1 protein-coding gene is annotated in these 238 nt (G+C 55.5%); it reads left to right on the top strand.

All coding sequences use genetic code 11. The annotated features are described in order from the left end of the window. Positions 1 to 34: 34 nt before the first annotated feature. On the top strand, positions 35 to 238 hold a 204-nt coding region (locus G3N92_RS26740; RefSeq protein ID WP_206130599.1), incomplete at its 3' end, for a hypothetical protein.

Below are 238 nucleotides of genomic sequence, written 5' to 3'. Positions count from 1 at the left end.
GGGGACAATACAAAGCGTGAGACGGTAGAAGGACGTGGCAGGCGTCGTGGCGCGCGATCTGGAGATGTTAAACGGAGAGAAGAGAGAAGACGAAAGGCCAGGCTGGCAAGGAAGGAGGGTCAGCGACAGGGAGAGACGAAACGGGAAACAAAAGCAGGGAGGGGAAGATCGAAACGAGAGAGAACGTGGGGAAGGTGAAGGAGAGGGGGGCGTCGTGGAGGTGAGTTTTTTTTTTTTC

This window comes from Burkholderia sp. Ac-20379 (assembly GCF_017104645.1).
In the GTDB taxonomy this organism is placed as follows: Bacteria; Pseudomonadota; Gammaproteobacteria; order Burkholderiales; family Burkholderiaceae; genus Burkholderia.
Note: the sequence above shows the minus strand (reverse complement) of the source record. Positions and strands in the feature narration are given on the sequence as shown.